The sequence below is a fragment of the Streptomyces hygroscopicus subsp. hygroscopicus genome (genome assembly GCF_001553455.1).
Classification (GTDB): Bacteria; Actinomycetota; Actinomycetes; order Streptomycetales; family Streptomycetaceae; genus Streptomyces; species Streptomyces hygroscopicus.
Genome location: NZ_BBOX01000049.1, coordinates 31,697 through 53,355 on the forward strand (window position 1 = coordinate 31,697; position 21,659 = coordinate 53,355).

Consider the following 21,659-nt stretch of genomic DNA (forward strand, 5'->3'; position numbering starts at 1 on the left):
TCGTCAGAAGTCGTCGTCGAAGGCGACCGAGCCCTCGACCGCGACCTGGTAGGCCGAGGCGCGGCGCTCGAAGAAGTTGGTCAGCTCCTGGACGTCCTGCAGCTCCATGAACGAGAACGGGTTCTCCGAGCCGAAGACCGGGGGGAAGCCGAGGCGCTGGAGGCGCTGGTCGGCCACGCACTGCAGGTACTCCTGCATCGACGCGGTGTTCATGCCCGGCAGCCCGTCCCCGCACAGATCGCGGGCGAACTGCAGCTCCGCCTCGACCGCCTCTTTGAGCATGTCGGTGACCTGCCGCCGGAGTTCGTCGTCGAACAGGTCCGGCTCCTCCTCGCGGACGGTGTCCACGACCGAGAAGGCGAACTCCATGTGCATCGACTCGTCGCGGAACACCCAGTTGGTGCCGGTCGCCAGGCCGTGCAGCAGCCCGCGCGAGCGGAACCAGTAGACGTAGGCGAAGGCGCCGTAGAAGAACAGCCCCTCGATGCAGGCCGCGAAGCAGACCAGATTGAGCAGGAAGCGGCGGCGGTCCTCCTGGGTCTCCAGCCGCTCGATCTTCTCCACCGAGTCCATCCAGCGGAAGCAGAACTCCGCCTTCTCCCTGATGGAGGGGATGTTCTCGACGGCGGCGAAGGCCGCGGCGCGGTCGTCCGGATCGGGCAGGTAGGTGTCCAGCAGCGTCAGGTAGAACTGGACGTGCACCGCCTCCTCGAACAGCTGCCGGGAGAGGTAGAGCCGCGCCTCGGGGGAGTTGATGTGCTTGTAGAGGGTCAGCACCAGGTTGTTGGCCACGATCGAGTCGCCGGTCGCGAAGAAGGCGACCAGACGGCCGATCAGATGCTGCTCACCGGGGGAGAGCTTGGCGAGGTCGGCCACGTCCGAGTGGAGGTCGACCTCCTCCACGGTCCAGGTGTTCTTGATCGCGTCGCGGTAGCGGTCGTAGAACCGCGGGTACCGCATCGGCCGCAGGGTCAGTTCGAAGCCCGGGTCGAGCAGGTTCTTCACCGCCGGGGAGGCGTCGGCGCGCGGCGCCGTCGACGAGGGGCGGTGGTCGGGCGACGGATGGGCGGTCATTACTGGCAGGCCTCGCAGGACTCGGGGTTTTCCAGGGAGCAGGCGATGACCTCGGGGTCGGCGGGCGCCTGCTGGGCGGGGGCGGGGGCGGCAGCGGTGGCCGGGGTGGTGGCCGGGGTGGTGGCCGCGGCCCCGCCGCGTGCGCTCCGGGCGATCCGGGTGGCCGGCCGCGAGCGCAGGTAGTACGTGGTCTTGATGCCGCGCTTCCAGGCGTAGGCGTACATCGAGCTGAGCTTGCCGATGGTCGGCGAGGCCATGAAGAGGTTCAGCGACTGGCTCTGGTCGAGGTAGGGGGTGCGGGCCGCCGCCATGTCGATCAGGGCGCGCTGCGGGATCTCCCACGCCGTGCGGTACAGCTCCCGTACGTCCGCGGGCACCCAGGAGAAGTCCTGGACCGAACCGCCTGCCTCCCGCAGCGCCTCACGGGTCTGCGCGTCCCAGACGCCCAGCTTCTTGAGGTCGTTCACCAGGTAGGAGTTGACCTGGAGGAACTCCCCGCTGAGCGTTTCGCGCTTGAAGAGGTTGGAGACCTGCGGCTCGATGCACTCGTAGACGCCCGCGATGGAGGCGATGGTCGCGGTCGGCGCGATCGCCAGCAGCAGCGAGTTCCGCATCCCGGACTTCGCCATCCGGGTGCGCAGCGCCTGCCAGCGCTCCGGCCAGGTGGCCACCGCGTCCGGGTAGTGGTCCGGGTGCAGCACACCGCGTGCGGTGCGGGTCTCGGACCAGGCCGGGTGCGGGCCGTGGCGCTCGGCCAGCTCGCAGGACGCCTCGTACGCGGCGAGCATGATGCGCTCGGAGATCCGCGTGGACAGCTCCTTGGCCTCGGGCGAGTCGAACGGCAGCCGCAGCCGGAAGAAGACGTCCTGGAGCCCCATGAGGCCCAGACCCACCGGGCGCCAGCGGGAGTTGGAGGCCCCGGCCTCCGGGGTGGGGTAGAAGTTGATGTCCACCACGCGGTCGAGGAAGGTCACGGCGGTGTGGACGGTGGCGTCCAGCCGCTCCCAGTCCAGCTGCCCGTCCTCGCCCAGGTGGGCGGCGAGGTTGACCGAGCCGAGGTTGCACACGGCGGTCTCGCCGTCGTCGGTGACCTCCAGGATCTCGGTGCACAGGTTCGAGGAGTGGACGACCCGGCCGGGCTCGGCGGTCTGGTTGGCGGTGCGGTTGGCGGCGTCCTTGAAGGTCATCCAGCCGTTGCCGGTCTGCGCGAGGGTGCGCATCATCCGGGCGTAGAGCTGGCGGGCCGGGACCTGCTTGACCGCCTTCCCCTCGGCCTCGGCCTTCCGGTACGCGGCGTCGAACTCCGCACCCCACAGGTCCACCAGCTCGGGCGCGTCGACCGGTGAGAACAGCGACCAGTCGGCGTCGGCCTCCACCCGGCGCATGAACTCGTCCGGGATCCAGTGGGCGATGTTGAGGTTGTGGGTGCGGCGGGCGTCCTCGCCCGTGTTGTCCCGCAGCTCCAGGAACTCCTCGAGGTCCGCGTGCCAGGTCTCCAGGTAGACGCAGGCCGCGCCCTTGCGCCGGCCGCCCTGGTTGACGGCGGCGACGGAGGCGTCGAGCGTGCGCAGGAACGGCACGATGCCGTTGGAGTGGCCGTTGGTGCCCCGGATCAGCGAACCGCGGGCGCGGATGCGCGAGTACGACAGGCCGATGCCGCCCGCGTGCTTCGACAGCCGCGCGACCTGGTGGTAGCGGTGGTAGATGGAGTCCAGCTGGTCCAGCGGCGAGTCCAGCAGATAGCAGGACGACATCTGCGGGTGGCGGGTGCCGGAGTTGAACAGCGTGGGGGAGCTGGGCAGGTACGACAGCGTGCTGGTCAGCCGGTACAGCTCGGCCACCTCGTCCAGCGCCCGCTCCGAGAGGTCCTCGGCGAGCCCGCAGGCCACGCGCAGCAGGAAGTGCTGCGGGGTCTCGATCACCTGACGGGTGAGCGGGTGGCGCAGCAGATAGCGGCTGTAGAGGGTGCGCAGCCCGAAGTAGCCGAAGCGGTCGTCGGCGCCGTCGGCCAGGGCCCGGTCCACCAGCGCGTCCAGCCGCTGGGCGTGGGTGGCGGCGAACTCGGCGGTGGAGTCGGCGATCAGCCCCTCGCGGTGGCCCACCGCCACGGAGCGGGAGAAGGAGACCGCGCCCTGTCCGGCCGCCTCCTCGGTGATGGTGACCGCGAGCAGCCGCGCGGCCAGCCGCGAGTACTCCGGTTCCTCGGCGATCAGCCCGGCCGCCGCCTCGGTCGCGAGCGTGCGCAGCTCCGCCTCGTCCGAGCCGGGATGGCGGCCGCGCAGGGCGGCGGCGGCGACCAGCTCGTGATCGGTGGCGGGCAGGTCGGCGGTGAGGGCGGCGAGGGTCCGCAGCAGGGCGGTCCCGGGCGCGTCGTCCGCTGCCTGAGAATCCGCCTGCGCTGAAACCGGATCGGCGGGCGCGATGGTCACTGAAGTGCTCTCCCTCGCTCGGCTGGGGCCACGGGGGGCGGAGCGACGGGCGCGTGCGGGCATGCCGGTACCGCACTCCTGGTACGCGGGCACACCACGCAGCGTCCATCGGCCCAACCCACGAGGCCGGGGGACGTGTTCGTCATGGCCGTCGGCAGGTGCTCGGACTGGCGGGTACGCAAAAGCGCACACGTACACCGTTGCGGGACAGTTCCGGATTCCCACCGGATTCCCCTGCGGCGACAGCGAGCATGAGCATACATCTTGTGTCGGCCGCCGCACGTGCCCCCACATCTTGTGTCGAGAGGTGCGGAGTTTCGTATGAATGTGCTAGTGCGTTCCGGACCTGGCCCGTGACCTGGGGCCGGTGGCGCGCCATCCGGCGAGCGCCTCGCCGAGCCGGGCGCGGTAGCCGGCGTAGCCCTCCTCGAAGACCCCGCGCAGGTCCGCGCGGGGCTCGACGGTCCGGGAGTCGGCCCGCCAGCGCTCCGCGTCGACCGGGTCGCCGAGGCACCGCCAGGCGACCGCCACCGCGCCGCGCGCACCCACCTCGGGCTCGTCGGGGATGCGCACCGGGCGGCCGATGACATCGGCGAACAGCCGGGCCCATGCCGTGGACCGGGTGCCGCCGCCGCACAGCGCGAGGCTCGCGGAGAGCCCGGCGGCCTCCAGGCAGTGGCGGGCGGCGTAGGCGATGGATTCACAGACCGCGCGGACCGCGTCGGCGCGGGTGGCGGCCAGCGTCAGCCCGTCCAGCCGCCCCCGGGCGGCGGGCTCCACGAACGGCGCGCGCTCCCCGGCGCCGGACAGGAAGGGCAGCGCGGTCACGCCGTTGGCGCCGGGCGGGGCGGCCTCGAGTATCGCGTCCAGCTCGGCCGTGGTCGCGCCGGTGAACTCCAGCACCCACTCCAGGGCCGCGGTGCCGACCATCGCGGGCATGGCGCGCAGCCAGCGGTCCGGATCCGGGGTGCACAGCCACATCCCCGCCGGATCGCCGTCCGGGTCGATCCGCACGCTGTCGGTGAGCACCTGGCTGGCCAGGGTGGTGCCGACGATCAGCAGCCCGTCGCCCGCCTCGCGCACCCCGCTGCCGATGGCACAGGCCGGGAGGTCGTACGGGCCCGCCGTGACCGGCAGTCCGGCCGGCAGCCCCAGCAGCCGCGCGCCCGCCCGGTCCAGCCGGGCGACCGCGTCCGGGGCGGCGGGCGGCGGCAACAGCCGGGCGTACCCGGCGACTCCGCACACCTCCAGCGCCCGGGGCACATAGGCGCGGGTGGTCACGTCGAGGAAGGGCAGCGAGGCGTCCGCGGCGTCCACGCCGATGACGCCGGTCAGCCGCTGGGCGACCGCGTCCACGCAGTACCCCGCGACCTCGGCCCGCTCCAGGGACTCCGGCTCGTGCTCGGCCAGCCAGGCCAGCAGCGGGGCGTGACAGCCGGGGAACACCCCCGAGCCGGTGAGGGCGTACAGCGCCCGCAGGGTGCCGTCCTCGCGCCAGCGGGCCACCGTGCCGCCCGCCCTGCCGTCCATCCAGGAGATCGGCGGACGCACCGCCCGGCCCGCACCGTCCCGCAGCCACAGCCCGTCCCCCTGGCCGGTGAGCGCGAGCGCGGCCGGGGGGACGGGGAGGGCGGCGGCGACCTCCCGGCACACCTCGCCGACCGTGCGCAGCACGTCCTCCAGGTCCTGCTCCACCCGGCCGCCGGGCAGCCGGTTCAGCCGGCTGGGGCGGCTCGCGGAGGCCACTGCCCGGCCGTCCCGCCCGAAGGCCACGGCCTTGGTGACGGAGGTGCCGATGTCGACTCCGATGATCACGCTGTCGGTGCTCATGGTGCTCATGGCCTGATGCCCTCCGTGGCTTCGGGGTTGGCGGGGTGGCTGGGCCGTGCGCCGGGCCCGGAGGGTGTGACGACACGGCCTCCGGCGGCGAGGACGCGCATGGGTGGTCTTCCTCCCGGTGTGCCGCGGCGTACGTCCGGGACACTTCCGGGGTTCCATCACATGAGCGATGCTAGATTTAACATCTACGACTTGATGAGGCAATGGCCGACGCGTGGGAGGCCCCCCGATGAGCGCCCGACTGCTGCTCGTACGCCACGGCGAGACCGTGTGGCACACGGAGAACCGTTACGCGGGCACCTCCGACATCGCCCTGACCGAGCGGGGACACCGCCAGGCCCGCGCGCTCGCCCAGTGGGCCGGGCGGCGCGGCGCGGACGCGGTGGCCTGCTCCCCGCTGAGCCGCGCCCGGCGGACGGCCGAACCGGCGGCCGAGGCGCTGGGCCTGGTGCCGGAGGTGATCGAGGATCTGCGGGAGCTCCACTTCGGCTGGGGCGAGGGCCGCACCATCGCCGAGATGGAGGCGGAGGACCCGGCCGCCGTGCGGGCGTTCCGGCACGACCCCGTGACCGGCGCCTTCCCCGGCTCCGAGCCGCCCGGACAGGCGGCGGCGCGTGCGGTGGCCGCCCTGCGCGGGCTCGCCGCCGCGCACGAGGGCGGCACGGTGCTCGTGGTCGCCCACAACTCCCTGCTGCGGATCGCGCTGTGCGCGCTGCTCGGCATCCCCCTCGGCCGCTACCGCGCGGTCCTCCCCCGGCTGGACAACGCGGCGGTGACGGAGATCGAGACGGACGGTGAGGTGACGGCGCTGCGCTCGCTGAACGTGCCCACGCAGATCGCCCCGGGCGCCACGGAAGGACTCCCGGCATGACCGCGACCGGAGCGCCCGGCGGCCGGGCCGGTTCCCAGGCCCGGCCTCAGCCCCCTTCGCGGGCCCGTCCCCAGACTCATGCCGAGCCCCGTACCCAGGCGAGTTCCGAGTCCCGCGGCCAGGCGCGTTCCGAGAGCCGTCCGCAGGTCCATCGCCAGGGCCAGCAGCCCCAGACCCGTCCCCAGGACGCGCGCAGGCAGACCATCACCGAATACGTCCTCGAACACTCCACCGCCACCGCGGCCGAGCTCGCCGGGCTCACCGGGGTCAGCCTGATGACGGTCCACCGGGACCTGGACGAGCTGGCCAGGCTCGGTGTGCTGCGGAAGTTCCGGGGCGGGGTCTCGGCGCTGCCCTCGTCGGTCTTCGAGTCCAGCCTGGAGTACCGGCTGGGCGTCAACCGCGCCGAGAAGGAGGCTGTCGCGGCGGTCGCCGCCGAGCTGGTCGAGCCGGGTATGTCGGTGATGCTGGACGACTCCACGACCGCGCTCGCCCTGGCCAGGCTGCTGGTCGAGGCCGCCCCGCTCACGGTGGTGACCAATGCCCGGCGGGTGGCGGAGGTCTTCGCCGGGGTGCCGCACATCCGGCTGATCGGGCTCGGCGGAGAGTACTCCCACACCCATGACTCGTTCCTCGGGGTGCCGTGCGCGGAGGCGATAGGGGCGCTGTCGGTGGACATGGTGCTGGTCAGCACCTCGGCGATGGACGCGCGCACCACGTACCACCAGGAACAGGACGTGGTGCTGGTCAAGCGGGCGATGCTGGCGGCCGGCACCCGCAAGGTGCTGCTGATGGACGCCTCCAAGACCCGGCGCACCGCGCTGCACCGGCTGTGCCCGGTGGACGACTTCGACCAGGTGGTGGTGGACGACGGGATCGAGGCGGGGCTGCTGGAGGAGCTACGGGAGAGCGTGGACGTGAGGGTCGCGAAGCCGGTCCCGTAGTGCGGCGGCCGGTCTGGCACGGGGCCGGTCTCTCGGCGCGGGGGTCGGCGTCTGGCCCGGGTCGGTGTGTGGCCCGGGTCGGTGTCTGGCCCGGGTCGGTGTGCGGCCCGGGGGCCCGGGGCCCGGGTGGTCGGTATCCGGCTCGCGGGCGGTGTGTGGCCCTGGGCCGGTCTCTGGTCCGGGAGCCGGTCCGGGGTCCGGGGCCGGTTCGTCACGGCTCTTGGGGCTGCTTCTTAACGTCTACGGTGTTAATTTAACGCCATGCGTGTGGCAACTGGTCAGTCCGAAGTGGTCGCCGGGATCGACATCGCCACGGCGGCGGTGCGGGTGATGTGCGTGGACGCGCACGGACGGGTGCGATCGGAGGGCCGTGCGCCCCTGCCCGCTCCGGTGCGCGGCGCGGGCGGCCGTAGCGAGCAGGACGCGCGGGCCTGGTGGCCCGCCGTGGCGGCGGCCCTGCGCCGGGCGACGGCCGCGCTTCCGCTGGGCGGCCGGGAGGTGGCGGCCGTCGCCACCTCGGCGACCTCGGGCACGGTCGTCCTGGCGGACGACGCGGGCGAACCGGTCGGCCCCGCCCTGATGTACGACGACCGCCGCGCCACGGAACTCAACGCACGCGCCCAGGAACTGGGCGCCGCGCGCTGGCGTGACCTCGGCCTGACGGTCGGCCCTACGGCGGCGCTGGGCCGTATCGCCTGGCTGGCGGAGGCGTACGGGTCGGACGACGGCCGGGGCCGCCACCTCCTCCACACCCCCGACCTCATCGGACGGCGGCTGACCGGCGGGCCGGTCGCCACCGACTGGAGCCACGCCCTCAAGAGCGGCTACGACCCACGCGTGGGCGAGTGGCCGGGCGAGGTCCTGGCCGCGCTGGGCGTACCGCCCGGGTGGCTGCCGCCCGTACAGGCCCCCGCCACCGGGGCCGGCACGGTGTGCGCGGTGGCCGCGAGCGAAACCGGGCTGCCGGTGGGCTGTTCGGTGCGCCTGGGGATGACGGACGGCTGTGCCGGGCAGCTCGCCACCGGGGCCGTGCGGCCCGGTCAGTTCGTGGGCGTCCTCGGCACCACGTACGTCCTCAAGGGCGTCACCCGGGAGCTGACCGCCGACCCGTCCGGCGCGCTCTACAGCCACCGCCACCCCGACGGCTGGTGGCTGCCGGGCGGCGCGTCCAACACCGGCGGCGAGGCCCTCGCCCATCTGCCCGCCGACCGGCTGCCCGCGCTCGACGCGGCCGCCGAGGCCCGTGGCCCGGCGTCCGTGGTGGCCTACCCCCTGCGCCGCGAGGGCGAGCGCTTCCCGTTCGTCAGCGGCGCGGCGCGCGGCTTCCTCCTGGGCAGCCCGGCCGACGACGCCGACCGCCACCGCGCCGACCTGGAGGGCGTCGCCTTCCTGGAGCGCCTCGCGCTGGACCGGGTAGGGGAGTTGGGCGTCACGGTCGAGGGCCCGCTGTGGGCGGCGGGCGGCGGCAGCCGCAGCCCGCTGTGGAACCGCGTCCGGGCCACCGTCCTCGGCCGCCCCCTCCGCATCGCCGACCACGCCGAAACCGCCTTCGGCGCCGCTCTCCTCGCCGCGTCCGGCACCCTCCACCCGGACGTGGCGACGAGCGCCGCCGCGATGGTCCGTACCGGCCGGGACATCGAACCGGACGAGGCCGAACGCGCCGCCCTCGACGAGTCGTACGCCGCCTTCACCGCCGCCCTGCGCGAGCGCGGCTGGCTGCGCTAGCGGTCGCCGGGGCGAGGGTGCGGCTGGCTGCGCTGGCGGTCGGTGGGGGCGAGGGGGCGGTTGCCCCCGGAATCCCGCCTCCGGGACCTCGCCCTCCGGAAGTCCCGACCCCGGAAGGGGGCCCCTGGGGCCCGCCCCGGAATCCCGCCCCCGAGGTCTCGTCCCCCTGGTCAGAGCTCCACGGTGAACGCTGGTCAGAGCTCTACGGTGAACGGAGCATCATGTCCGTGTCCGCTAGCGGTGACCAGTCCCGCTCCGGCGCCCGGACGAAGCCGAGTCGGCCGTACAGCCGGTGGGCGGCGGTCATCGACTGCTGGCTGCTGATCACGACCCGCTCCAGACCCAGCTCGCGCGCCCGGTCCAGACAGGCCCGCACCAGCGCCTCGGCCGCCCCGCGCCGCCGCGATGCGGGCCGCACGGCCAGCATCCGGAACTCGCCCTCGCCGGGCCGGGCCAGGTCCGCGTACGCCTCCCCGTGCACCGCGAGCGCCACGGAGCCCAGCACCTCATCACTCGCCGCGTCGGCCGCGACCAGCAGCTCGGCCTCCGTGGCGCGGCGCCGGGCGTCGCGCAGCGTGGCGAGGTAGGGGTCGCTGTTCCCGAAGTCCAGCAGCCCGTCCGCGAGGTAGACCTGCGCGGTGAGCTCTCCGATCCGGTCCAGCTCCTCGTCCCGCGCGTGCCTGATCGTGATGTCCATGTCCGCAGTGTGCCGCACCCCACCGACAGCCGGGCCCGCGCTCAGGCGGTGCGGGCTTCTCCGGTGCGGGTGCCGTCGTCACTGGGCGACGGTGGTGATCACTCCGGTGAAGCCCGCGCGCCGGTTGGCCGCCTCGGCTTCCTGGTAGGTGACGTAGCGCCGGACCGTGCCGTCCGGCAGTGTCAGGTGGTAGACGACGACCGTTCGAGGTGTTCCACCACCACAGTTGCAGGCCATGGCTGCCCGTTCCTTTCCTTCGAGACGCGTTCGCGTGGATGTCAGTCCTCGCGTGGATGTCAGTCCAGCCACCGCGAGGCGACACCGGCCAGGTAGGAGAGCGTCAGGGCGGTGGCCGGCAGCTGGAACCACGCGGTGGTGTGCAGCAAGGACGCGTACACGGCGGTCGCCCCGGCAACCCATGTGCTGGTGCACCAGCCGCAGTTGACCAGGTACGACGGCCCCGAGTCGTCACCGAAGCGGTCGGCGACCCACGATCTGAAGCCCGCCGCCAGCGTGTCCTTGGTGATGAAGCGGGTGATGCGACAGGTGGTGCCGAGCGCGAGGAGGAACGCCGCGAGGCTCATCGGATCGCTCCCTCCCCGGTCGGTCGTACGAGGGACCGGCACTGCCGATGCCCTCCATTACACGCGCGCCGCACGTCCCCGTGGTATGCGCCAAACGAGTGATGGCCGCCCAGGGGTCTTGAGCGATACGGGAGCGCGTGGATAACTGGGAACGTGGCCGCCGAGGCTGCTCCGTATCTCATCGGCCACTCCAGGAGCCGGGCGTTCGCCCCGTGGCTCCGCCATCATCCGCGCACCGCTCCGGCGCTCCGACCGGCAGCCCGGCGGCTTTCCGTTCCGCCGGTACGGCCTGCCTCGACCGCGTGCTGGAGACGCGGCGTTGACCAGCAGTGGCCCACCACATCGGCATGCCACTGGTGCGCGGCACCGACCCTTCCCCGGGAGGACCAATCATGACCTCGACCGCTCTCGCGACCACCGCCGCCGCGGACTACTGGCCCCGGCCCCCGGCGGGACCGCCGCTGCTGCTCGCCCTGGCACCCGACTCGGGACCGGCGGCCGGCGGGAACTACGTCCGGCTGTTCGGGCAGAACCTGCGCGGCGTCACCGGCGTGTCCTTCGGCGGTACACCCGCCACCATCGTCTACCAGGACTATCCCGGCGGGGGTTGGGGTGACGGAGGGGGCTGGCCCGGTGGCGGCGGCTGGCCCGGTGGGGGCGGCTGGCCCGGAGGCGGCGGCAACAACGGCTACGACGTGATCGTGGTGATAGCCCCGCCGCACGCGGCCGGGGTCGTCCAGGTCACCGTCACCACCGCCACCGGTACCAGCAACTCCCTGCCCTACACCTACGTGGCACCGGCCCCGCCCGCCGCCGTCGCCATCACCCCGACCGTGGGCCCGACCACCGGCGGCACGCTGTACGTGATCACGGGCACCAACCTGACCGGCGTCACCGGCGTCAGCTTCGGCGGGAACCCCTCGACGATCCTGTTCATCAACCCCGCCGGGACCAGCCTGGTCGGCATCACCCCGGCGGGCCCGCCCGCGGGCGGCAACGTCGCCGTGACGGTCACCGGGCCCGGCGGCAGCACCACCGTCCCCGGCGGCTTCACCTACTTCGTGCCTCCGCCCGCGTCGACGGCCGCCGCCATCAGCCCCACCTCCGGGCCCATCGCCGGTGGCACGGCGTTCACCATCACCGGCACCAACCTCGGCGGTGTGCTGGCCGTGCTGTTCAACGGCGTTCCCGCCACTGGTGTGTCCGCCACCGCCACCACGGTCACCGGCACCACCCCGCCCGGAGTGGCCGGAAACGCGACCGTCACGCTGGTGACGGCGTTCGGCACCATCACCGTCCCCGGCGGCTTCACCTACGTCTGACCGAGCGTCTGACGACCCACCGCGCCGGTCACCGGGCCTCGTTCCACAGGGCCCGGTGACCGGCGCCACCCACGACATCCCCAGCCGCGCGTACGTCGGCCCGCGCGGGCCGACCGCCGGTATGAAGGGCCGTCCCGCGATCCCTGCTCTGACAGCCGAGTGGCTGTCCCTCACCGCAGCGCCGCGACCTGCTGGGCAGCCCTGCGGCCGTCGTCCAGGCCGATCTGGGCGGCGCGGGGGCGCAGTCGTTGGTCGAGAAGTTCTCCGGCAACGTCGGTGAAGTCCGGGCCGTCGGTGATCCTCACGACGCGTAGTCCCTGTCGTTCGAGCTCGTCGAGTTCCGCGTCTTCGGCCACGTTGGCGAGTGCTCCCGCGCGAGGGCCGATGAAGATGATGGCGTCGAGGTTCTTCTCCTTGGCCAGTGCGGCGGCGCTGGGGAGGCGGGGGGCGTCGCAGTAATGGGCGCCGTCGAATGGGACCGGTGGCAAGAAGCCGGGTACGGCGCAGGATGAGGCGACGGCTGTGGGCAGATCAATGCCGTCGCTTCGCGTCCACAACACGGTCTCGCCGGTTTCACAGCACACGCTGGTGATGCGCAGGTCCCCCTCCGGCCAGACGGAAAGCGGCAGTACGGACCGCCACAGGTGCATGGCCGCGTCCTGGTCCAGGTCGCGTGCAGCGGTCATGGCGAGATGGCCGATGGCGCGCGCTCGCTCGATGCTCGGCCCCTCGGGGGAGAGCATCAAGCGCATGATGTCCGGTGGAACCGCGCTCGTGCCGCCGCTGGTGCTGCCGCTGGTGTCAGTGGTGGTGCCGGGGGTTGGTCCGGGCACCGGTGCCAGTGACGTGAGCAGGGCGCCGCTCTGTTCGGCGCGGGCGCGCTCGACCAGGTCGACGCCGCCCATGGCCATCGTCGCGACGTAGGCGCCGGCCGATGTGCCAACGGCGACCGAGCAGGCAGGCGGGCGTGCTGGAGCACAACGTCTCCGCCGAGGTAGCCGCCCGCTACAAGCGCGCGGCCGTGGCCAACGTCGTCGCCATCGCCACGCTGACCGGCCGCTACCTGCCCGAACTGGGCAAGGACGCCCCGCGGCTGACCGCAGCCATGATCATGGTGATCGGTGCCGTATGGACGCACGCCCGCCCCTCCGAGGCGATGCTCGCCGCCTACCGGGCCGACCCGTCACTCACCGCGTTCAAGCTGGACTTCGTCACCGCCCTGCAAGACATGCTGGCCACCCTCACCGCAGGCACCATCGCCCGCACCTCCTTGTGACCCACCCATGGCGTTGTGACCCACCCATGGCGTTGTGACCCACCCATGGCGGGGCAACGTTGCGGACAACACGGTCGTCAACCGCCTCGCGGCCCAGACCGTCACAGAGCGGTGAGGGCGCGCACCGTCGCCACGATCGCGCGACGCCGCACGTCGTGCGCCGTGCGCCGTGCCGGGCTCGGGCGCCGGGGACGCGTCCGAGCCCAGCAGGGAGAGGTGCACCACCAGCGCCAGCAGTTCCTCGGCCGGCAGGGCCCGCGTGATCTGCCCCCGGGGCCTCGGCCTTCCCACGGCCCCACTGACCCCCGACGAGGCCGCCCCGCACTTCCACAGCCCGTCGCCGGCCGCGTTGTACGGCTTCGACGGGCCCGTTTCCAGTGCCCACACCCAGCGGCTGCTCGGCTGGTCCCCCACCCACCCGACCCTGCTCGACGATCTGGAGCACGGCGACTACCTCGCCACGCCGCCAGCCTCCTGATCACCTCACGCTCTACGCTGCGCCGAGGTGGTCGAGTCGTCCTGCTTTGGCGCTGTGTATGAGGGCGGCGAGGGCGGTGGGGGTGGTGGTGAGGATGGTGTCGGGTTTGTCGCTTTCGCGGAGTCGGATGGTGGCGTTGTCGGGGGCGGAGACGTACAGGCAGTTCGCCCCTTGGGAGCTGTACGAGGACTTCCGCCAGCAGTGGGTGGGCATGCGTTCCGCCCTATGCCATGCCGAGGTGGTCGAGTCGCCCTGCTTTGGTGCTGCGTATGAGGGCGGCGAGGGCGGTGGGGGTGGTGGTGAGGATGGTGTCGGGTTCGTCGCTCTCGCGGAGCCGGATGGTGGCGCTGTCGGGCGCGGAGACGTAGAGGCAGGCGTTGGCTTCCGCGCTGTACGAGGACTTCCGCCAGTCATGAGTGGACAACTCATTCACCTTTCATGGTGCGGATAATGTTCCGGATGAGGTCGCGGGATTTGTTCTCCGGCAGAGCGACTGCTTCCATGCGGTCCAGTACGACGCGGTACTTCTCCAACTGGGCGGCGGCGTCGAGGAGTTCGGAGCCATATTCCGCGTCGAGTTGGACCGTGTCCAGCTGCGGGACCGGCCCGGTGACGTAGCAAACGGACTGTCCCGAGCCCGGGAACGACCCGGCTTCGAAGGGGATCACGAGCGCCTTGATGTGCTCGTGTTCGCTCATGTCGAGGATGTGCTGCAACTGGAGGCGTGCCGTATCCGGGCCGCCGAAACGCATGCGCAGTGCGGCTTCGTGGACGATCGCTGTATACGGCGTGGGGTTTTCGCGGTACAGGATCGCTTGGCGCTTGATGCGGTGCGAGACACGGTGTTCCACGTCTGGGGGAGGCAGCGGCGGCACGGCCTGCCGGAAGATCTCCCGGGCATGCTCGGGCGTTTGCAGCAGGCCAGGGATGTGAGCGATATACGCCGTGCGCAGTGCCACGGCGTGGTGTTCCAGCTCGGCCAGGTCGAGCAATCCGGTGGGCAGGATTTCCCGGTACTCCTCCCACCAGCCGCGCTTGCGCTGCGCCGCCATGTCGATGAGTGCCGTGATCAGAGCCTCGTCCGCGCACGAGTAGTTCCGTGCGAGCGCTCGCAGCCGCTCCGCGCTCACGCCCAACCGGCTCGCCTCGATGTTGCTGATCGTCGTCTGGTTGGTGCCGAGCAGCCGCCCGGCCTCGGTGGACGACAGACCGGCGCGCTCGCGGAGCCTACGCAGCTCGGTGCCGAGGCGGAGTTGGCGTGCGGTCGGAACGCTTCTCATGGGCATCTGCTGATTCTCCCTGCTCATGCGCAACAGGCGTGTCACTCACACGAGTGGTATATGCACCCCTTTCCCGTCAGGGGGTAAATACCTTAAGGGTTGCAGGCTACGGTGTGTGCCCGGACATCGTCCAACTCCACGCACAAACCGGAGACTTCATGCCCACCGCAGCAACGGAAAACCCCTGGTCCTACTCACTTCGCCTGCCCCACGACCCCCGCGCCGCCGCCATCGCCCGGATCACCCTCCGTGCGGTCCTCGCCCGGCACGGCATGGGCGGATTCACCGACCCCGCGACCCTGCTCACCAGCGAAATGGTCACCAACGCCTACCGCCACACCACCGGTCCGGCCGAAATGCGCATCCGCACCGTGGAGGAGGGCCGCCTGCGGATCAGCGTGTGGGACACCAATCCGGACATCCCGCCGCCCTTCGACAAGCCCCCGGCCCTCTTCGACCGCTCGTCCGCCCTCGCGGAGGCCGCCGCGAACACCGAGGCCACCTACGGGCGCGGACTGCTCATCGTCCGGATCTGCGCGGACAACTGGGGCGGTTACGCGCTCGCCGACGAGCTGTTCGGCAGGAGCGGCAAGCTGCTCTGGTTCGAACTGGCCCCGCAGCCCCGCGACGCCTTCGGGACCGCCGCCTGACGCGCCGGTATCAGGCCGGGGTGAGCGCCGGGGGGAAGTTCAGGGTCGGCCCGTCGTACGAGCCGCTGTACCCGTCCTCCTCCTCCTGTTCCCGCTTCTTCTCCGGCCAGCCGGGGTCCATCGCGCAGGACGCGCTGACGAAGCCGGAGAGCCGCTGGTATTCCGGTTCCCAGCTGACCTTCATCGCGTAGCCCCCGTCGCGCTCCGCTTCTACGCTCCACTCCTCGATCTGCTCGTTCTTGCCGTACTCCGTGACGTGCCATCCCTTGGCTTTGAGGCGATCGCGCACCCCGCGCAGGCCGGGGAGCGCGTCCGCCTTGCGCACCTTGCTCAGGGTCCACTCCTGGTACAGCCGGTACGCGCCGTCCACGGGCGGGTCGGCGAAGCTGAACAGGCCGTCCGGGTAGCAGTCGTCGGCCCCGAAGGTGTTGTTGGTGAAGACGTCGACGTAGCCGCCTTCGAGGGTGCGGTCGATGCCGAGTGCGCCGTAGGCGTCCTGGGAGTAACCGGAGAGCCGGCGCGCCCTCTTCTCCGGGTCGACGTCGGGATAGGTCGAATCCGTGCTCGCGTACGCGAGCACGGCCATGGCCACGGCCAGCAGCAGACCCACCACACTGGCACACCCGGCTCCGCACCCGCCGCCGCTCTTTCCGGCGGCAACCTCGCTCTCGGTCATGTACCGGACAGTAGGTCGCGGTCCCGGCGGGCCGGATCCGCGCCGTCACTCATCGCGGCGTAGGTATCCGTACTCACCCGGACGGGCCCCATCCGGACGGGGCCGCGACCCCGCTGATCCCCCTGTCACCAGCGCATTAGCCGTCCGTTAGCAGAACGCCAAGCCGATCTCCGAAGCTGATGTTCGTCCGGGAGCGAGACGAGAGAACAGAAACAACAGGAGCACCACCATGAACACCGCCACCACCACCAAGCGCTTCCGCGGCCGTGCCGGCCGCCGCATCGCCGCCGCCATCGTCGCCGCCGCGGCGCTGGGCCTCGGGGCGACGGCATGCGGTCCCGACGACTCGGAGTCCGCCGGTTCCTCGAGCTCCTCCGCCGCGTCCGCCTCGCAGGACGCCTCGGCCTCGGCCCCGTCCACGGGCGGCTCCGCCAAGGGGGGCTCCTCCACGGGCGGCACCGCCAAGGAGGGCTCTTCGACGGGCGGTTCCTCCTCGGACAGCTCCGGCTCGCAGGGCCAGAACGGCGGCGGCACCGGTGGTGGGTCCGCCTCCTCCGGCGGCGGCGTCGCCAACGCGGGCAACCACCACACGTACGTCGGCAAGCTGCAGTACCTCGCGCCCGGCAAGCTGATCGTCCACCCCGACGACGGCAGCACCGACCAGGCGTTCTTCATCTCCAACGCCACCCAGATCTTCGGCGCGGCCGCGATCTGCGGCGAGGAGTCCGGCCATGTGGCCCTCGGCGAGGACGGCTACGGCACCACGAAGTGCACCGCGGACGATCTGGAGAAGGCCGCGAAGACCGGCAGCGTGACCGTCCGCGTCACCTTGAGCACCAAGTCCGCCGGTGCCGAGACGGTCGAGGAGAAGTACCACCCGTAAGCCCCGCGCCCGGCACCCCGGTACCCCGCGACCACAGATACGGGCCGCCGGCCCCCGCGAGGGGAGCCGGCGGCCCGTTCGCCAAGCAAGCCAAGCAAGCCAAGCAAGCCAAGCAAGCCAAGCAAGCCAAGCAAGCCGGGCGATCCGCGAGGACCGGGCGATCCGCGCGGCCCGCCGCCAGGCGTCAGTGGCCGCCCGGGGAGCCCGCCGTGGCGGGCGGGAGGTCGACCTGGACGCCCGGGTCGCCCGCGTCCGCCGTGTAGTCGGCGGCGGTGGTCTCGTCGATGCCGTCGGGCGCCTTGAGCGCGCGCAGCACCACCGTCAGCACGACGGTCACCAGCACGTTGAGCACGATGGCGGTGAAGCCGATGTAGCCGATCTCCCCGATGCCGGGGATGTCGGCGGTGTTGCCGAAGTGCCTCTGGGCGCCGCTCGGGGTGTCGTACGCCTTCCACGTGCCGTAGACCATGCCGACCGCCCAGCCCGCCAGCAGCGCCCAGCGGTGGAACCAGCGGGTGAACAGGCCGCCCACCAGGGCCGGGAAGGTCTGGAGGATCCAGATGCCGCCCAGCAGCTGGAAGTTGATCGCGACGGTCTTGTCCATGCCCAGCACGAAGATCAGCGCGCCGACCTTCACCAGCAGCGAGACCAGCTTGGAGACCTTGGTCTCCTCCTCGGCCGAGGCGTTCGGCCGCAGGAAGTCCTTGTAGATGTTGCGGGTGAAGAGGTTCGCCGCGGCGATCGACATGATGGCCGCCGGGACGAGGGCGCCGATGCCGATCGCGGCGAAGGCGATGCCCGTGAACCAGTCGGGGAACATGTCCTCGAAGAGCTGCGGGATGGCCAGCTGGCCGTTGTCGACCTTCACCCCGGCGGCGATGGCCATGAAGCCGAGCAGCGCCAGCAGCCCCAGCATCAGCGAGTACAGCGGCAGGATCGTGGTGTTGCGGCGGATCACCTCACGGCTGCGGCTGGAGAGCGTGGCGGTGATCGAGTGTGGATACATGAACAGGGCGAGCGCCGAGCCCAGGGCCAGGGTGCCGTACGCCCACTGGCCCTCCGCGCCGGGCGCGATCGCGCCCGCGCCGGCCTTGGTGAACTTGTCGCTCGCCGCGCTGAAGATGTCGTCGAAGCCGCCCAGCTTGATCGGGATGTAGATGATCGCCACCGCGATGACGATGTAGATCAGGGTGTCCTTGACGAAGGCGATGAGCGCGGGGGCACGCAGACCCGAGGAGTAGGTGTACGCCGCGAGCACACCGAAGGCGATCAGCAGCGGCAGGTCCTTGATGAACCAGTTGGTGTTCTCCCCGCCGCCGACGCCCATCACGTCCAGCACCGCCTGGATGCCGACGAGCTGGAGGGCGATGTACGGCATGGTGGCGAGGATGCCGGTGATCGCGACGGCCAGCGAGAGCCCCTTGGAGCCGAACCGGCCGCGGACGAAGTCCGAGGTGGTGACGTACCCGTGCTTGTGCGACACCGACCACAGCCGGGGCAGGAAGGTGAAGATCAGCGGGTAGACCAGGATGGTGTACGGGACCGCGAAGAAACCGGACGCGCCCGCCGCGTAGATCGCCGCCGGGACGGCGACGAAGGTGTACGCGGTGTAGAGGTCGCCGCCGAGCAGGAACCAGGTGATCCAGGTGCCGAAGCTGCGGCCGCCCAGCCCCCATTCGTCGAGGTTGTTGGCGTTCTCGGCGGCACGCCAGCGCGCGGCCAGGAACCCCATGACCGTGACGACGACGAAGAAGAAGATGAAGACGGCGAGTGCGACGCCGTTCACTCCGTCGTTCATGCCCCGTCACCCCCCTTGCGCGCCCGCTGCTCGCGGCGGACCAGGACGTAGGCGACCGAGGTCAGGGCGGCCGAGACCGGCACCCAGAGCATCTGGTACCAGTAGAAGAACGGGATCCCGATGAAGGTCGGCTCGACTTTGGCGTACGAGCCGACCCAGAGCATCCCGACGAAGGGTGCGATCAGGCAGAGAGCGGCCAGGACGCGCGGCGGCGTGACGACCGGTCTCCTGCCCGGTGCGGTGGACGTGTCTGACATGTGGCGGGCTCCCGTCCCCTCGGCTCATCACCTGCGTCACAGCTGATCATTTGTGCAATGCGCAGGAAATCTAAGCCCGGGGCCGGGCGGCAGTCACTACCCGTCCGTATATCGAAATGAGAAAGTAAGCCGGTCAGCCGCGGTGCGCCCCGGCCGGGGCGCGGCTCGGCGTCCGGCGGTAGGGCCGCTCGGCGCCCAGCCGTAAGGCCGCTCAGCGCCCAGCTGTAAGGCCGCTCAGCGCCCAGCCGTAGGGCCGCTCGGCGTCCGGCCGTAGGGCCGCTCCGCGCTCGGCCGTAGGGCCGCTCGGTGTCCGGCCGTACTGCGGCTGAGGCCCTCTGGCGTAGCGCGGCTCGGTACCCGGCCGTGGTGCGGCCCGCCGCTTCAGGCGCAGGGAGGGCCCGGCTTCAGGCGCGGGGAAGGCCCGGCCGATCGCCGTAGCGCGGCTCGGCGCTCAGCCGTGCGGCCGCTGCAGCCGGGCCACGAACTTGTAGCGGTCCCCGCGGTAGACCGACCGCACCCACTCCACCGGCTCCCCGGACGCGTCCCGCGAGTGGCGCGAGAGCAGCAGCATCGGCAGCCCCACGTCGGTGCCCAGCAGCCCGGCCTCGCGCGGGGTGGCCAGCGAGGTCTCGATCGTCTCCTCGGCCTCGGCCAGCCGGACGTCGTAGACCTCGGCCAGCGCCGTGTAGAGCGAGGTGTACTTGACCAGGCTGCGGCGCAGCGCGGGGAAGCGCTTGGCGGACAGGTGGGTGGTCTCGATCGCCATCGGCTCACCGCTGGCCAGCCGGAGCCGCTCGATGCGCAGCACCCGCCCGCCGGTGGCGATGTCCAGCAGCCCGGAGAGCCGGTCGTCGGCGGTGACGTAGCCGATGTCCAGCAGCTGGGAGGTGGGCTCCAGGCCTTGGGCCTTCATGTCCTCGGTGTACGAGGTGAGTTGCAGCGCCTGGGAGACCTTCGGCTTGGCCACGAAGGTGCCCTTGCCCTGGATCCGCTCCAGGCGCCCCTCGACGACCAGTTCCTGGAGCGCCTGGCGCACGGTGGTGCGCGAGGTGTCGAACTCGGCGGCCAGGGTGCGCTCCGGGGGGACCGGGGTGCCGGGTGGCAGGGTCTCGGTCATCTCCAGCAAGTGGCGCTTGAGGTGGTAGTACTTCGGGACGCGTGCGGTGCGCGCCCCGCCGGAGCCGTTGCCGCCGCTCTCGGCCGCCGTGGTGGCCGCCGCTGCCGCCGTTGCCCCGTCGGTCTCCATCGCGCGCCCTTCCGACTCCTGGTCCGCCGCCGTCACCGGCGTCTGTCGCCGTCACCGGTCTTTTGAAGAATTCAGCGCCTCACATCGTGGCACGGTCCCGGCTCCGGGCGATTCCTCGGTCCGGATGTCGGGAGGTGTCGGTCCGGTAACGGAGCCCACGGTGACTCTTATACACCCTTGACACCCCTAAAGGTCTAGGCCAAGCTGCGGGGCACTGGTCTGGACCATTAAACCCTGATCCGGTCCTTGTGAGGAGAGTGCTGTGAAGCGTGGGCTCATAGCGGCGACGGGTGTCGCGGCAATGCTGGTATCCGTCGCGGCCTGTGGGTCCGACGGCGACGACGACAAGGCCGGAGCGGATGGTTTTAAGGGGCAGACGCTGACCGTCTGGGCGATGGACGGCTCCGCGCCCGACGGCTGGACGAAGGATGTCAAGGCCGCTTTTGAGAAGAAGACCGGCGCCACGCTGAAGATCGAGACCCAGCAGTGGAACGGCATTCAGCAGAAGGTGACCACGGCGCTCTCGGAATCCGACCCGCCGGACGTGCTGGAGATCGGCAATACCCAGACCCCCTCCTACGCGCAGGCCGGCGGACTGGCCGAGCTGGGCGACCTCAAGAAGTCGATCGGCGCCGACTGGGCGGAGTCCCTCAACAAGTCCGCGGTCTACGACGGCAAGCAGTACGCGGCGCCGTGGTACGCGTCCAACCGGGTCGTCGTCTACAACAAGAAGATCTGGGCCGAGGCCGGGATCAAGGACACCCCCAAGACCCGTACCGAGTTCTTCCGTGACCTCGACGCCATCAAGAAGAAGACCGACGCCGAGCCGATCTACCTCCCGGGCCAGAACTGGTACTTCTTCGACGGGCTGACCATCGGCACCGGCGCCGACCTCGTCAAGAAGAGTGGCGACAAGTGGGTCTCCAACCTCGCCGACCCCAAGGTCGGCAAGGCCATGGACATCTACAAGCAGTACCAGTCCTTCAGCCAGGCCCCCAAGGACAAGGACGAGGCCACCCCGCAGCAGGGCGAGGTCTTCGCCAAGGGCAGGACCGGCGCCTTCATCGGCATGCCCTGGGAGGCCGGTGTCGCGATCAAGGCCAACCCGAAGATCGAGAAGGACATCGGCTACTTCACCATCCCGGGTGAGACCGCCGGCAAGCCGGAGGGCGTCTTCCTCGGCGGCTCCAACCTCGCCGTCGCCGCGGGCAGCGACAAGCAGGAGCTGGCCAAGGAGTTCCTGAAGATCGCGCTCAATGACACCTACGAGGGACAGCTCGCCAAGGAGGGCGGTGTCATCCCCAACAAGGAGTCGCTCCAGGAGCAGCTCAAGGGCAACCCCGCCGCCCAGGCCGCCGCGCCGGCCGCCGCGAGCGGCGGCACCACTCCGCTGATCCCCGAATGGGCCCCGGTGGAGAACGCCCCCAACCCGATCAAGACCTATATGACCGCGGTGCTGAACGGTAAGTCACCGGCCGCCGCCGCGAAGTCGGTCGAGGGCGAGATGAACAAGCGCCTCAGCCAGGAGCACTGAGCACGATGGCCGTGGCGACCGAACGCGAGGATCCCGGCCCGGCGGCGGCCGGGGTCCGCCGGAGCGGGGCACCGCCGGCCCCCGGCCCGGTGGCCC

General features: G+C 71.5%; 23 protein-coding genes and 1 riboswitch. Of the genes, 9 read left to right on the forward strand and 14 right to left on the reverse strand.

Translation table 11 applies throughout. The features are described 5' to 3' along the window. Nucleotides 1-3: 3 nt before the first annotated feature. From AXW62_RS06665 to AXW62_RS06675, 3 genes are all read right to left on the reverse strand, one after another. The gene (locus AXW62_RS06665) at nucleotides 4-1,074 is read right to left on the reverse strand and encodes a ribonucleotide-diphosphate reductase subunit beta (RefSeq protein WP_060943660.1); all 1,071 of its coding nucleotides are present in this window, start codon (nucleotides 1,072-1,074) and stop codon (nucleotides 4-6) included. Next, nucleotides 1,074-3,503, reverse strand: a complete 2,430-nt coding sequence (locus tag AXW62_RS06670) for a ribonucleoside-diphosphate reductase subunit alpha (RefSeq protein ID WP_060943661.1) — start codon at nucleotides 3,501-3,503, stop codon at nucleotides 1,074-1,076. The genes AXW62_RS06665 and AXW62_RS06670 overlap by 1 nt, the downstream gene beginning before the upstream one ends. Before the next feature lie 136 nt (nucleotides 3,504-3,639). Beyond that, nucleotides 3,640-3,796: riboswitch (cobalamin riboswitch) on the reverse strand. Nucleotides 3,797-3,833: 37 nt separating this feature from the next. After that, on the reverse strand, nucleotides 3,834-5,342 hold the full coding sequence (locus AXW62_RS06675) for an FGGY-family carbohydrate kinase (protein ID WP_252368515.1): 1,509 nt from the start codon (nucleotides 5,340-5,342) through the stop codon (nucleotides 3,834-3,836). A 229-nt stretch (nucleotides 5,343-5,571) separates the two neighbouring features. Between AXW62_RS06675 and AXW62_RS06680 the strand changes: the two genes are divergently transcribed. The 3 genes from AXW62_RS06680 (at nucleotide 5,572) to AXW62_RS06690 (ending at nucleotide 8,882) form a co-directional block, all read left to right on the forward strand. Then, nucleotides 5,572-6,213 carry a histidine phosphatase family protein gene (locus tag AXW62_RS06680; protein WP_060943662.1) on the forward strand — a complete coding sequence of 214 codons (642 nt, stop codon included), beginning with the start codon at nucleotides 5,572-5,574 and terminating at the stop codon, nucleotides 6,211-6,213. Next, on the forward strand, nucleotides 6,210-7,157 hold the full coding sequence (locus AXW62_RS06685) for a DeoR/GlpR family DNA-binding transcription regulator (RefSeq protein ID WP_079115502.1): 948 nt from the start codon (nucleotides 6,210-6,212) through the stop codon (nucleotides 7,155-7,157). The genes AXW62_RS06680 and AXW62_RS06685 overlap by 4 nt, the downstream gene beginning before the upstream one ends. Nucleotides 7,158-7,418: 261 nt before the next feature. Continuing rightward, nucleotides 7,419-8,882, forward strand: coding sequence for an FGGY-family carbohydrate kinase (locus AXW62_RS06690; RefSeq protein WP_060943663.1), 1,464 nt, complete (start codon nucleotides 7,419-7,421; stop codon nucleotides 8,880-8,882). Nucleotides 8,883-9,084: 202 nt separating this feature from the next. Here the strand turns inward: AXW62_RS06690 and AXW62_RS06695 are convergent, their stop codons facing one another. The 3 genes from AXW62_RS06695 to AXW62_RS06700 form a co-directional block, all read right to left on the reverse strand. Beyond that, nucleotides 9,085-9,579: a GNAT family N-acetyltransferase gene (locus AXW62_RS06695; protein ID WP_060943664.1), complete on the reverse strand. Its 495-nt coding sequence runs from the start codon at nucleotides 9,577-9,579 to the stop codon at nucleotides 9,085-9,087. A 78-nt stretch (nucleotides 9,580-9,657) separates the two neighbouring features. Then, nucleotides 9,658-9,816: a DUF7196 family protein gene (locus tag AXW62_RS44375; protein ID WP_169808119.1), complete on the reverse strand. Its 159-nt coding sequence runs from the start codon at nucleotides 9,814-9,816 to the stop codon at nucleotides 9,658-9,660. Nucleotides 9,817-9,875: 59 nt separating this feature from the next. Beyond that, nucleotides 9,876-10,163, reverse strand: coding sequence for a hypothetical protein (locus AXW62_RS06700; RefSeq protein ID WP_060943665.1), 288 nt, complete (start codon nucleotides 10,161-10,163; stop codon nucleotides 9,876-9,878). Between the two features lie 392 nt (nucleotides 10,164-10,555). Between AXW62_RS06700 and AXW62_RS46610 the strand changes: the two genes are divergently transcribed. After that, nucleotides 10,556-11,485 (forward strand): IPT/TIG domain-containing protein, encoded by a 930-nt coding sequence (locus tag AXW62_RS46610; protein WP_174556358.1) that lies wholly within the window; start codon nucleotides 10,556-10,558, stop codon nucleotides 11,483-11,485. A gap of 170 nt (nucleotides 11,486-11,655) precedes the next feature. Here the strand turns inward: AXW62_RS46610 and AXW62_RS06710 are convergent, their stop codons facing one another. Beyond that, nucleotides 11,656-12,396: a patatin-like phospholipase family protein gene (locus AXW62_RS06710; protein WP_159060821.1), complete on the reverse strand. Its 741-nt coding sequence runs from the start codon at nucleotides 12,394-12,396 to the stop codon at nucleotides 11,656-11,658. A gap of 23 nt (nucleotides 12,397-12,419) precedes the next feature. Here AXW62_RS06710 and AXW62_RS06715 point away from each other — a divergent pair, with 23 nt between their 5' ends. Continuing rightward, a complete protein-coding gene (locus AXW62_RS06715) occupies nucleotides 12,420-12,761 on the forward strand; it encodes a hypothetical protein (RefSeq protein WP_289305991.1) in 342 nt (113 codons plus the stop codon). A 169-nt stretch (nucleotides 12,762-12,930) separates the two neighbouring features. Next, nucleotides 12,931-13,239, forward strand: a complete 309-nt coding sequence (locus AXW62_RS44790) for a Rossmann-fold NAD(P)-binding domain-containing protein (RefSeq protein WP_060943667.1) — start codon at nucleotides 12,931-12,933, stop codon at nucleotides 13,237-13,239. Between the two features lie 12 nt (nucleotides 13,240-13,251). Here AXW62_RS44790 and AXW62_RS06725 read toward each other — a convergent pair whose 3' ends face one another. From AXW62_RS06725 to AXW62_RS06735, 3 genes are read right to left on the reverse strand one after another with little or no spacing between them, the layout of a single operon-like run. Continuing rightward, nucleotides 13,252-13,452, reverse strand: a complete 201-nt coding sequence (locus AXW62_RS06725; RefSeq protein ID WP_060943668.1) for a DUF397 domain-containing protein — start codon at nucleotides 13,450-13,452, stop codon at nucleotides 13,252-13,254. 10 nt (nucleotides 13,453-13,462) lie between these two features. Further along, a complete protein-coding gene (locus AXW62_RS06730) occupies nucleotides 13,463-13,663 on the reverse strand; it encodes a DUF397 domain-containing protein (protein ID WP_060943669.1) in 201 nt (66 codons plus the stop codon). A gap of 1 nt (nucleotide 13,664) precedes the next feature. Continuing rightward, a complete protein-coding gene (locus AXW62_RS06735; protein WP_252368517.1) occupies nucleotides 13,665-14,546 on the reverse strand; it encodes a helix-turn-helix domain-containing protein in 882 nt (293 codons plus the stop codon). Between the two features lie 131 nt (nucleotides 14,547-14,677). Here AXW62_RS06735 and AXW62_RS06740 point away from each other — a divergent pair, with 131 nt between their 5' ends. Continuing rightward, nucleotides 14,678-15,169: an ATP-binding protein gene (locus AXW62_RS06740; RefSeq protein WP_060943670.1), complete on the forward strand. Its 492-nt coding sequence runs from the start codon at nucleotides 14,678-14,680 to the stop codon at nucleotides 15,167-15,169. A gap of 10 nt (nucleotides 15,170-15,179) precedes the next feature. Here the strand turns inward: AXW62_RS06740 and AXW62_RS06745 are convergent, their stop codons facing one another. Further along, entirely contained in the window at nucleotides 15,180-15,845 is a 666-nt protein-coding gene (locus AXW62_RS06745) for a hypothetical protein (RefSeq protein ID WP_143712729.1), read from the reverse strand. A 229-nt stretch (nucleotides 15,846-16,074) separates the two neighbouring features. Here AXW62_RS06745 and AXW62_RS06750 point away from each other — a divergent pair, with 229 nt between their 5' ends. Next, nucleotides 16,075-16,728, forward strand: coding sequence for a hypothetical protein (locus AXW62_RS06750; protein ID WP_060943672.1), 654 nt, complete (start codon nucleotides 16,075-16,077; stop codon nucleotides 16,726-16,728). Nucleotides 16,729-16,912: 184 nt separating this feature from the next. Here AXW62_RS06750 and mctP read toward each other — a convergent pair whose 3' ends face one another. From mctP to AXW62_RS06765, 3 genes are all read right to left on the reverse strand, one after another. Beyond that, a complete protein-coding gene (gene mctP / locus AXW62_RS06755; protein ID WP_060943673.1) occupies nucleotides 16,913-18,526 on the reverse strand; it encodes a monocarboxylate uptake permease MctP in 1,614 nt (537 codons plus the stop codon). Continuing rightward, nucleotides 18,523-18,783, reverse strand: coding sequence for a DUF3311 domain-containing protein (locus AXW62_RS06760; RefSeq protein WP_030823073.1), 261 nt, complete (start codon nucleotides 18,781-18,783; stop codon nucleotides 18,523-18,525). The genes mctP and AXW62_RS06760 overlap by 4 nt, the downstream gene beginning before the upstream one ends. Nucleotides 18,784-19,234: 451 nt before the next feature. Next, complete coding sequence (locus AXW62_RS06765; RefSeq protein ID WP_060943674.1) at nucleotides 19,235-20,029, reverse strand: GntR family transcriptional regulator; 795 nt, start codon at nucleotides 20,027-20,029, stop codon at nucleotides 19,235-19,237. Between the two features lie 262 nt (nucleotides 20,030-20,291). Between AXW62_RS06765 and AXW62_RS06770 the strand changes: the two genes are divergently transcribed. Next, nucleotides 20,292-21,563: an extracellular solute-binding protein gene (locus AXW62_RS06770; RefSeq protein WP_060943675.1), complete on the forward strand. Its 1,272-nt coding sequence runs from the start codon at nucleotides 20,292-20,294 to the stop codon at nucleotides 21,561-21,563. Nucleotides 21,564-21,659 lie beyond the last annotated feature (96 nt).

Excerpts from the sequence above, each read along its gene's own strand:
- AXW62_RS06665 (WP_060943660.1), bottom strand. The coding sequence starts at position 1,074 with ATGACCGCCCATCCGTCGCCCGACCACCGCCCCTCGTCGACGGCGCCG.
- AXW62_RS06675 (WP_252368515.1), bottom strand. The coding sequence starts at position 5,342 with ATGAGCACCATGAGCACCGACAGCGTGATCATCGGAGTCGACATCGGC.
- AXW62_RS06680 (WP_060943662.1), top strand. The coding sequence starts at position 5,572 with ATGAGCGCCCGACTGCTGCTCGTACGCCACGGCGAGACCGTGTGGCAC.
- AXW62_RS06685 (WP_079115502.1), top strand. The coding sequence starts at position 6,210 with ATGACCGCGACCGGAGCGCCCGGCGGCCGGGCCGGTTCCCAGGCCCGG.
- AXW62_RS06690 (WP_060943663.1), top strand. The coding sequence starts at position 7,419 with ATGCGTGTGGCAACTGGTCAGTCCGAAGTGGTCGCCGGGATCGACATC.
- AXW62_RS06695 (WP_060943664.1), bottom strand. The coding sequence starts at position 9,579 with ATGGACATCACGATCAGGCACGCGCGGGACGAGGAGCTGGACCGGATC.
- AXW62_RS44375 (WP_169808119.1), bottom strand. The coding sequence starts at position 9,816 with ATGGCCTGCAACTGTGGTGGTGGAACACCTCGAACGGTCGTCGTCTAC.
- AXW62_RS06700 (WP_060943665.1), bottom strand. The coding sequence starts at position 10,163 with ATGAGCCTCGCGGCGTTCCTCCTCGCGCTCGGCACCACCTGTCGCATC.
- AXW62_RS46610 (WP_174556358.1), top strand. The coding sequence starts at position 10,556 with ATGACCTCGACCGCTCTCGCGACCACCGCCGCCGCGGACTACTGGCCC.
- AXW62_RS06710 (WP_159060821.1), bottom strand. The coding sequence starts at position 12,396 with ATGGCCATGGGCGGCGTCGACCTGGTCGAGCGCGCCCGCGCCGAACAG.
- AXW62_RS06715 (WP_289305991.1), top strand. The coding sequence starts at position 12,420 with ATGTGCCAACGGCGACCGAGCAGGCAGGCGGGCGTGCTGGAGCACAAC.
- AXW62_RS06725 (WP_060943668.1), bottom strand. The coding sequence starts at position 13,452 with ATGCCCACCCACTGCTGGCGGAAGTCCTCGTACAGCTCCCAAGGGGCG.
- AXW62_RS06735 (WP_252368517.1), bottom strand. The coding sequence starts at position 14,546 with ATGAGCAGGGAGAATCAGCAGATGCCCATGAGAAGCGTTCCGACCGCA.
- AXW62_RS06740 (WP_060943670.1), top strand. The coding sequence starts at position 14,678 with ATGCCCACCGCAGCAACGGAAAACCCCTGGTCCTACTCACTTCGCCTG.
- AXW62_RS06745 (WP_143712729.1), bottom strand. The coding sequence starts at position 15,845 with ATGACCGAGAGCGAGGTTGCCGCCGGAAAGAGCGGCGGCGGGTGCGGA.
- AXW62_RS06750 (WP_060943672.1), top strand. The coding sequence starts at position 16,075 with ATGAACACCGCCACCACCACCAAGCGCTTCCGCGGCCGTGCCGGCCGC.
- mctP (WP_060943673.1), bottom strand. The coding sequence starts at position 18,526 with ATGAACGACGGAGTGAACGGCGTCGCACTCGCCGTCTTCATCTTCTTC.
- AXW62_RS06760 (WP_030823073.1), bottom strand. The coding sequence starts at position 18,783 with ATGTCAGACACGTCCACCGCACCGGGCAGGAGACCGGTCGTCACGCCG.
- AXW62_RS06765 (WP_060943674.1), bottom strand. The coding sequence starts at position 20,029 with ATGGAGACCGACGGGGCAACGGCGGCAGCGGCGGCCACCACGGCGGCC.